The organism is Kitasatospora sp. RG8, assembly GCF_017813315.1.
Lineage (GTDB): Bacteria > Actinomycetota > Actinomycetes > Streptomycetales > Streptomycetaceae > Kitasatospora.
In genome coordinates, this window is record NZ_JAGIYX010000066.1 from 1 (window position 1) to 9,738 (window position 9,738).

The following is a 9,738-nucleotide window of genomic DNA, read 5'->3' on the forward strand; positions in this document are numbered from 1 at the left end:
GTCGCGGCTGGCGCCGTGGTGGGCCCGGCATGCCGACGGCGGTGGTCCGCGGTTGGTGAACATGTACGGGATCACCGAGACGACCGTCCATGTCACCTTCCAGGAGTTGGACTCCACGACGTCGGGGAGTGCGGTGGGCCGCGGGCTGCCGGGGTTGCGGGTGTTCGTCCTGGACGGGGGTCTGCGGCCGGTGCCGGTGGGGGTGGCGGGTGAGGTGTATGTCGCGGGCGGGCAGTTGGCGCGTGGCTATCTGGGGCGGGCCGGTTTGACGTCGGAGCGTTTCGTGGCCTGCCCGTTCGAGACGGGCGGCGGACGGATGTACCGGACCGGGGATGTGGCCCGCTGGACGGCCGAGGGGCGGTTGGTGTTCGCGGGGCGTGCGGATGAGCAGGTGAAGATCCGCGGGTTCCGGATCGAGCCGGGCGAGGTCGCCGCGGTGGTGGCGGGGCACCCGGATGTGGTCCACGCCGTGGTGGTGGCGCGCGAGGACGTCCCGGGTGACAAGCGACTGGTTGCCTACGTCGTCGCCTCGCCCGACGCAGACAATGACGAACTGACCGCACACATCAGGGAGTTCGTCTCCTCGCGTCTGCCGTCGCACATGGTGCCGTCGGCGGTGGTGGTGCTGGGCGCGCTGCCGCTGACGGTGAACGGGAAGCTGGACCGCAAGGCTCTGCCCGCCCCCGAGTTCACCGGATCGGGAACGCCGGGCCGGGCGCCGGCGAACGCCCAGGAGGAGCTGCTCTGCCAGGCGTTCGCCGAGGTCCTGGGCGTGGAGGCGGTCGGCGTCGAGGACGACTTCTTCGCCCTCGGCGGTCACTCTCTCCTCGCGACGCGGCTGGTGAGCCGGGTGCGCGTTCTCCTGGGTGCGGAGGTGCCGCTGCGGCTGCTCTTCGAGGCGCCGACCCCCGCCGCCCTCGCCGCCGCCCTGGGCCAGGCCGGACAGGGCCGCGCCGCACTCGCACGCCGGGAACGCCCGGAACGGGTGCCGCTGTCCTACGCCCAGCGCCGGCTCTGGTTCCTGGGCGAACTGGAGGGACCGAGCGCCACCTACAACGTCCCACTGGCCCTGCGCCTGACCGGGGACTTGGACCAGGACGCGCTCACCGCCGCCCTGCGGGACGTCGTCGCGCGCCACGAAGTCCTGCGCACGGTCTTCGCAGTGGCGGACGGCGAGCCGTTCCAACGAATCCTGCCCATCGAGGAGGCCGCGTTCGAGCTTCCGCTCGTCGACCTGGCACCGGAGGAGTTGGCCGACGCGATCACGCACGCCGCAGCGCGCGGGTTCGACCTCTCGGCGGAGATTCCGCTGCGGGCCTCGCTGCTCCGGCTGCGCCCGGACGAGCACGTCCTGGTCGTCGTGGCGCACCACAGCGCTACCGACGGCTGGTCGGTCGACCCACTGGCGCGGGACCTGTCGGCCGCATACACCGCGCGGCTGGGCGGTTCTGCGCCGGCGTGGTCGGCGCTGCCGGTGCAGTACGCGGACTACACCCTCTGGCAGCGCGAGTTGCTGGGCGACGACGAGGACCCGGGCAGTCTGCTGTCGCGGCAGGTGGCGTACTGGAGTGACGCGCTGGCCGGAGTGCCGGAGGAACTGGCACTGTCGACCGACCGGCCGCGACCGGCAGTCGCCAGCCACCGGGGGCACACCGTCGACGTGGCGGTCCCGGCCGACCTGCACGAGGCGTTGCTGGGCCTGGCGCGGGAGCGCGGTACGACCCTCTTCATGGTGTTGCACGCCGCCCTCGCGGTGACGCTCTCGCGCCTCGGGGCGGGACAGGACATCCCGATCGGCTCGGCGATCGCCGGGCGGACGGACGAGGCGCTGAACGACCTCGTCGGCTGCTTCGTCAACACGCTGGTCACCCGCACCGACCTGTCCGGGGAGCCCACCTTCGCCGAGGTGCTCGACCAGGTCCGGGAGACCGTGCTGAACGGACTGGCGCACCAGGACGTGCCGTTCGAGCGGTTGGTGGAGGAGCTGGCCCCTGCCCGCTCGCTGGCCCGCCACCCGTTGTTCCAGGTGGTCCTCACCCTCCAGAACGCCGCCGGGAAGACCGTGGACGGCGGCTCCGTCCTCGACGTTCCGGGGCTGCGGGCCGAGGCATTGTCGCTCGGGCGGCGGGTGGCGAAGTTCGACCTCGACGTGATCGTCGGCGAGGTGTTCGACGAGCAGGGCGCCCCGGCAGGCGTCCGCGGTGTGCTCACGGTGGCCGCGGACCTCTTCGACCCGGCGGTCGCCGGGCGGCTCGCGAACTGCCTGGTGCGGGTGCTGTCGGCAATGGCCCACGACCCGAAGGCACTTGTCACTCGGGTGGATGTGCTGGAGCCGGTGGAGCGGGCGTTGGTGGTGGAGGGCTGGAACGAGTCGGTGGAGGTGTTGTCGGGGTCGTTGACGCATGAGTTGTTCGAGGCGCGGGTGGCGTTGTCGCCGGGTGCGGTGGCGTTGGTGGTGGACGGGGTGGGGGTGTCGTTCGGGGAGTTGGATGCGCGGGCGAACCGGTTGGCGCGGTATTTGGTGGGTCAGGGGGTGGGTGCGGAGTCGGTGGTGGGTCTGTGCCTGCCGCGGGGTGTGGAGACGGTTGCGGGGATTTTGGGGGTGTGGAAGGCGGGGGCTGCGTATCTGCCGGTGGATCCGGGGCAGCCGGTGGAGCGGATTGCGTTCATGTTGCGGGACAGCCGTGCGGTGTTGGCGTTGACGACGGAGGAGTTGCTGGACGAGCTGCCGGCGGGTCGGGTGCGGTTGGTGGCGGTGGACGGTGCGTTGGTGCGGATGCAGCTGGCGGGGTTGCCGGCCACCGCGCCGGGTGTGCGGGTGTCGGCGGACGGGTTGGCCTACGTCATCTACACGTCGGGGTCGACGGGGCGTCCGAAGGGTGTGGGGGTGACGCACGGGGCGTTGGCGAACTATGTGGGGTCGGTGCCGTCGCGGGTGGGGTTCGGTGTGCCGGGGGGTCGTTATGCGTTGTTGCAGGCGCAGGCGACGGACCTGGGGAACACGGTGCTGTTCGCGAGTCTGGCGACCGGGGGTGAGCTGCACATCCTCCCCGAGGAGGCGGTGACGGATCCGGCGGTTGTGGCGGCGTACTTCGCTGAGCACCGGATCGACTTCGTGAAGGTGGTGCCCTCGCACCTGGCGGCGCTGGCCGCTGTGGCCGGTGCGGGGGGTGTGCTGCCCGCAGGGTCGTTGGTACTCGGCGGAGAGGCCGCCCCGGCCGCGCTGGTCGAGGGGCTGTTGGAGGCGGCCGGGGGGCGTGGTGTGTTCAACCATTACGGGCCGACGGAGGCGACGATCGGTGTTGCGACGACGCGGCTGACGGCGGAGTCGGTGGCGTCCGGTGTGGTGCCGGTGGGTCGTCCGGTCGGGAACACGCGGTTGTTCGTGCTGGACGGGTTCCTGCAGCCGGTGGCGCCGGGTGTGGTGGGTGAGTTGTACATCGCGGGTGGGCAGTTGGCGCGCGGCTATGTGGGGCGTCCTGGGTTGACGGCGGAGCGGTTCGTGGCTTGTCCGTTCGGTGGTGCCGAGGGTGGGCGGATGTACCGGACGGGTGACCGGGCGCGTTGGACGGCGGACGGCAGTGTGGTGGTGCTGGGCCGTGCGGACGACCAGGTGAAGGTGCGGGGTTTCCGGATCGAGCCGGGTGAGGTGGAGGCGGTGCTGGCCGCCCATCCGGGCGTGGCGCAGGCGGCGGTCGTCGCCCGCGAGGACACCCCCGGAGACCGCCGGCTGGTCGCCTACGTTGTCCCCGCTGATGAAGATGGTGGTGAACTGTCCACGTCGGTTCGGGACTTTGCCGTCTCCAGGCTTCCGGAGCACATGGTGCCGTCGGCGGTGGTGGTGCTGGACGCGCTGCCGCTGACGGGCAACGGCAAGCTGGACCGCAGGGCGCTGCCGGCGCCGGACTTCGCCGCGGTGGCGGGTGCCGGCCGTGGTCCGGTGTCGGTGCAGGAGGAGATCCTGTGTGCCGCGTTCGCGCAGGTCCTGGGCCTGGAACACGTCGGTGTCGACGACGACTTCTTCGAGCTGGGCGGGCACTCCCTGCTCGCGACGCGGCTGATCAGCCGGGTGCGGGCCGTTCTGGGTGTCGAGGTGGAGATCCGTGCGCTGTTCGAGGCGCCGACCGTGGCCGGTCTGGCCGCCCGCCTGGCCGAGGCCGCGCAGGCCACCCGTGCTCCCCTGGTCGCGGGCCCGCGCCCGCAGCGGGTGCCGCTCTCCTTCGCCCAGCGCCGCCTCTGGTTCATCGGCCAGCTGGAGGGCCCCAACCCCACCTACAACAGCCCCATCGTCCTGCGCCTGACCGGCGACCTCGACCGGACCGCACTGGCCCAGGCCCTGCGCGACGTCATCGCACGCCACGAAGCGCTCCGCACGGTGTTCGCGGTGTCGGGTGGTGAGCCGTACCAGCGGGTCGTGGGTGTGGACGAGTTGGTGTGGGACCTGCCGGTCGAGGAGGTCGCGCCGGAGGAGCTGTCCGGGGCGGTGGAGCGTGCGGTCTCGTACGCGTTCGACCTGTCTGCCGAGGTGCCGGTGCGGGGCAGGTTGCTTGCCGTCGGCGTGGACGAGCACGTGCTTGTCCTGACGGTTCATCACGTTGCAGCTGACGGTTGGTCGATGGGCCCGCTGGCCCGGGACATCTCCACCGCCTACGTGGCCCGTCGCCAGGGTGCGGCGCCGGTCTGGTCGGCGCTGCCGGTGCAGTATGCGGACTACGCGCTGTGGCAGCGTGAGCTGCTGGGCGAGGACAGCGATCCCGAGAGCCGGATTGCGCGGCAGATTGAGTTCTGGCGTCAGGCCTTGGCGGGGGCGCCGGAGGAGCTTGAGCTGCCCTTCGACCGTCCCCGGCCGCCCGTCGCCTCCCATCGCGGCCACAGCATCCCGTTGCAGGTGTCCGCCCACACGCACGCCAGGTTGGTGGAGTTGGCGCGTGCGGAGGGTGTGACGCTGTTCATGGTGTTGCAGGCGGGGTTGTCGGTGCTGTTGTCGCGTCTGGGTGCGGGGACGGATGTTCCGATCGGTTCGGCGATTGCCGGGCGGACGGATGAGGCGTTGGACGATCTGGTCGGTTGCTTCGTGAACACGTTGGTGTTGCGGACCGATCTGTCGGGGGATCCGACGTTCGCCGAACTGTTGGTGCGGGTGCGGGAGTCGGGGCTGGCGGCGTTCGCGCACCAGGACGTGCCGTTCGAGCGGCTGGTGGAGGAGCTGGCCCCGGCTCGCTCGCTGGCCCGGCAGCCGCTCTTCCAGACCGTGCTGACGATGCACAACACCGGGGATGCGGCGCTGGAACTGCCCGGCCTGGAAGGCGAGCGTGTGCTCACCACCCGTCCTGCGGCCAAGTTCGACCTGGACGTCATGGTGGGTGAGGCCTTCGACGCCGAGGGCGCGCCGGCGGGGGTGCGCGGCACCGTGACCGTGGCGGCGGACCTCTTCGACCCGGAGACGGCCAAGGCCATCGCCGAACGCCTGGCGCGCGTGCTGGACGCGGTGGCCGCCGATCCCGGGACCCGGGTGAGTGCGGTGGATGTCCTCGGTGACGTGGACCGTGGGCGGGTGCTCGTGGAGTGGAACGACTCGGTGGAGGTGTTGTCGGGGTCGTTGACGCATGAGTTGTTCGAGGCGCGGGTGGCGTTGTCGCCGGGTGCGGTGGCGTTGGTGGTGGACGGGGTGGGGGTGTCGTTCGCGGAGTTGGATGCGCGGGCGAACCGGTTGGCGCGGTATTTGGTGGGTCAGGGGGTGGGTGCGGAGTCGGTGGTGGGTCTGTGCCTGCCGCGGGGTGTGGAGACGGTGGTGGGGATTTTGGGGGTGTGGAAGGCGGGGGCGGCGTATCTGCCGGTGGATCCGGGGCAGCCGGTGGAGCGGATCGCGTTCATGTTGCGGGACAGTCGTGCGGTGTTGGCGTTGACGACGGAGGAGTTGCTGGATGAGCTGCCGGCGGGTCGGGTGCGTCTGGTGGCGGTGGACGGTGCGTTGGTGCGGATGCAGCTGGCGGGGATGGCGGCGACTGCGCCGGGTGTGCGGGTGTCGGCGGACGGGCTGGCCTACGTCGTCTACACGTCGGGGTCGACGGGGCGTCCGAAGGGTGTGGGGGTGACGCACGGGGCGTTGGCGAACTATGTGGGGTCGGTGCCGTCCCGCGTCGGGCTCGGTGCTGAGGGTGGCAGGTATGCGTTGTTGCAGGCGCAGGCGACGGACCTGGGGAACACGGTGCTGTTCGCGAGTCTGGCGACCGGTGGTGAGCTGCACATCCTCCCGGAGGAGGCGGTGACGGATCCGGCGGCGGTGGCGGCGTACTTTGCGGAGCACCGGATCGAGTTCGTGAAGGTGGTTCCCTCGCACCTGGCGGCGCTGGCCGCGGTGGCCGGTGCGGGGAGTGTGCTGCCCGCGGCGTCGTTGGTACTCGGTGGAGAGGCCGCCCCGGCCGCGCTGGTGGAGGGTCTGCTGGAGGCGGCGGGCGAGCGTGGGGTGTTCAACCACTATGGGCCGACGGAGGCGACGATCGGTGTCGCGACGGCGCGTCTGACGGCGGAGTCGGTGGCGTCCGGTGTGGTGCCGGTGGGTCGTCCGGTCGGGAACACGCGGTTGTTCGTGCTGGACGGGTTCCTGCAGCCGGTGGCGCCGGGTGTGGTGGGTGAGTTGTACATCGCGGGTGGGCAGTTGGCGCGCGGCTATGTGGGCCGGGCCGGGTTGACGGCGGAGCGGTTCGTGGCCTGCCCGTTCTCCGCCTCGGGTGGGCGGATGTACCGGACGGGTGACCGGGCGCGTTGGACGGCGGACGGCAGTGTGGTGGTGCTGGGGCGTGCGGACGATCAGGTGAAGGTGCGGGGTTTCCGGATCGAGCCGGGTGAGGTGGAGGCGGTGCTGGCCGCCCATCCGGGCGTGGCGCAGGCGGCGGTCGTCGCCCGCGAGGACGCCCCCGGAGACCGCCGCCTGGTCGCCTACGTGGTCGCTGCCGACGAGGCGGCCGACGAAGTCGCGGCAGCTGTGCGCGACTTCGCCGTCTCCAGGCTGCCGGAGCACATGGTGCCCTCGGCGGTGGTGGTGCTGGACGCGCTGCCGCTGACGGCCAACGGCAAGCTGGATCGCAGGGCGCTGCCGGCGCCGGACTTCGCCGCCGCGGCGGGTGCCGGCCGGGGTCCGGCGTCGGTGCAGGAGGAGATCCTGTGTGCCGCGTTCGCGCAGGTCCTGGGTTTGGAACACGTCGGTGTCGACGACGACTTCTTCGCTCTGGGCGGGCATTCGCTGCTGGCGGTCTCGTTGGTGGAGCTCCTGCGGGCGCGCGGGATGGCGGTCTCGGTACGGGCCCTCTTCGAGACGCCGACTCCGGCCGGCCTCGCCACCATGACGGCTCCGGTGCAGGCCGAGGTTCCGGCGAACCGCATTCCGTCCGGCGCGACCCGGATCACCCCGGACATGCTTCCGCTGGTCGAGCTGACGGCGGCGGAGGTGGAGCGCCTGGTGGCCCAGGTCCCGGGCGGCGCGGCGAACATCGCGGACGTCTACCCGCTCGCCCCGCTCCAGGAGGGGATCTTCTTCCACCACCTGCTCGCGACCGACACCGGAGACCAGGGCGTCGGCGGTCACCACGACGTGTACGTGCTGCCGATCGTGCTCGGGTTCGACAACCGTCGGCGGCTCGACGAGTTCCTGGCCGCGCTCCAGCAGGTGGTGGACCGGCACGACATCTACCGCACGGCCGTCGTCTGGGAGGGACTCCCCGAGCCCGTCCAGGTGGTGGCACGGCACGCGACGCTTCCGGTCGAGGAGCTGGAACTCGATCCGCAGGGAGCGGACCCGGTGCAGCAGCTGCCGGCGCTCGCCGGAAGCTGGATTGACCTCACCGATGCCCCGCTGATCCGCGCGCACATCGCCGCCGAGCCGGGCGGCGGACGCTGGCTGGCGCTCCTGCGCATCCACCAGCTGGTCCGGGACCACACCACGCAGGAGGCACTGCTCAGGGAGCTGGGCGCGTTCCTGTCCGGGCGCGGCGACTCGCTGCCCGCGCCGCTGCCGTTCCGCGACTTCGTGGCCCAGGCCCGCTTCGGGGTGCCGCGCGAGGAGCACGAGCGCTACTTCGCCGACCTCCTCGGCGACGTCACCGAACCCACCGCCCCGTACGGGCTGCTCGACGTGCACGGCGACGGTGTGCGTGCCCGCCGTGCCCAGCTCGGCGTCGACGCGGGGCTGGCCGACCGGGTGCGGGATGCGGCGCGTCGGCACGGGGTGAGTGCGGCGACGGTGTTCCACCTGGCCTGGGCGCGGGTGCTGGCGGCGGTCAGCGGGCGCGAGGACGTGGTGTTCGGCACGGTGCTGTTCGGGCGGATGAACGCCGGAACCGGGGCCGACCGCGTGCAGGGGCCGTTCATCAACACGCTGCCCATGCGGGTGCGCGTGGACGGGACCGGTGTGGGCGAGTCGCTCGCCGGACTGCGGCACCAGCTCGCCGAGCTGTTGGTCCACGAGCACGCGCCGCTGGCACTGGCACAGCGGGTCAGCGCGGTGCCCGGCACGAGCCCGCTGTTCACGTCGATCTTCAACTACCGGCACAACCAGGCCGCCGCTCAGGCCGCCGCCCGGACGGCGGCTGGCGGGGCCGGCGCCGGGCCGGGCACTGGCGCCGGCTCTTCCGGGGGCACGGACACCGGGATCGAGGGCGTCAGCGCCCTGCTCACTCGCGAGCGCACCAACTACCCGCTCGTGGTCGCCGTGGACGATCTGGGCACCGGGTTCAGGCTGACCGTGGACGCGGTTGCCCCGGCCGATGCCGACGCCGTCTGCGCGCTGCTGCACACGGCCGCACAGAACCTGGTCTCCGCCCTGGAGGACGGCCCGCTGCTGCCGCTTCGCGCCGTCGACGTGCTCGACGCGGCCGAGCTGGACCGGATGCTGACCTCGTGGAGCGGTACTCCGGCGGAGGTTTCCGGTATCACGGTCCACGGGTTGTTCGAGGCGCAGGTGGCGCGGACGCCGGAGGCGGTGGCGGTGGTCTGCGGCGGGGTCGAGGTGTCGTACGGGGAGCTGGAGGCGCGGGCGAACCGGTTGGCGCACCACTTGGTCGGTGAGGGGGTGGGTCCGGAGTCGGTGGTGGGCGTCTGCCTGCCCCGTGAGGTGGACATGGTGGCGGCGGTCCTCGCCGTCTGGAAGGCCGGCGGGGCGTACCTGCCGATCGATCCCGCCTACCCGGCCGAGCGGATCTCGTTGATGCTCGCCGACGCGGCGCCCGTGACGGTGCTGACCACGGCCGGGGCCGGTGCGGCCCTGCCCGAGGGCACCCGGCGCGTCGTGCTCGACGACCCGGAGCTGGCGCGGGCCCTGGCGGCGCTGCCGGCGCAGCGGACGGAGGCGGATGACGCGCGGGCCGCGCTGTCGGCTCGGCGTCCGGCCTATGTGATCTACACGTCGGGGTCGACGGGGGTGCCGAAGGGTGTGGTGGTTGAGCATCGGTCGGTGGTGGGGTTGTTGGAGTGGGCGGTGGGTGTGTTTGGTGGTGGTGGGTTCGGGCGGGTGTTGGCGTCGACGTCGTTGAGTTTTGACGTGTCGGTGTTCGAGTTGTTCGGGCCTTTGGTGTCGGGGGGTTCGGTGGTGTTGGTGCGGGATGTGTTGGTGTTGGCGGAGGGTGGTGGTGTTGGGGGTGGTGGTGTGAGTTTGGTGAGTGGGGTGCCGTCGGCGTTGGCGGGGGAGGCGTTGTCGGCGGATGTTGTGGTGGGGGTGCGGGAGGCGTTTGCGGGGGTGGAGGT

1 protein-coding gene is annotated in these 9,738 nt (G+C 71.9%); it reads left to right on the plus strand.

Annotation, left to right across the window (positions count from 1 at the left end):
- Positions 1–61 precede the first annotated feature (61 nt).
- A partial coding sequence (locus J5Y04_RS40875; protein ID WP_209417623.1) for a non-ribosomal peptide synthetase occupies positions 62–9,738 on the plus strand: 9,677 nt, incomplete at its 3' end.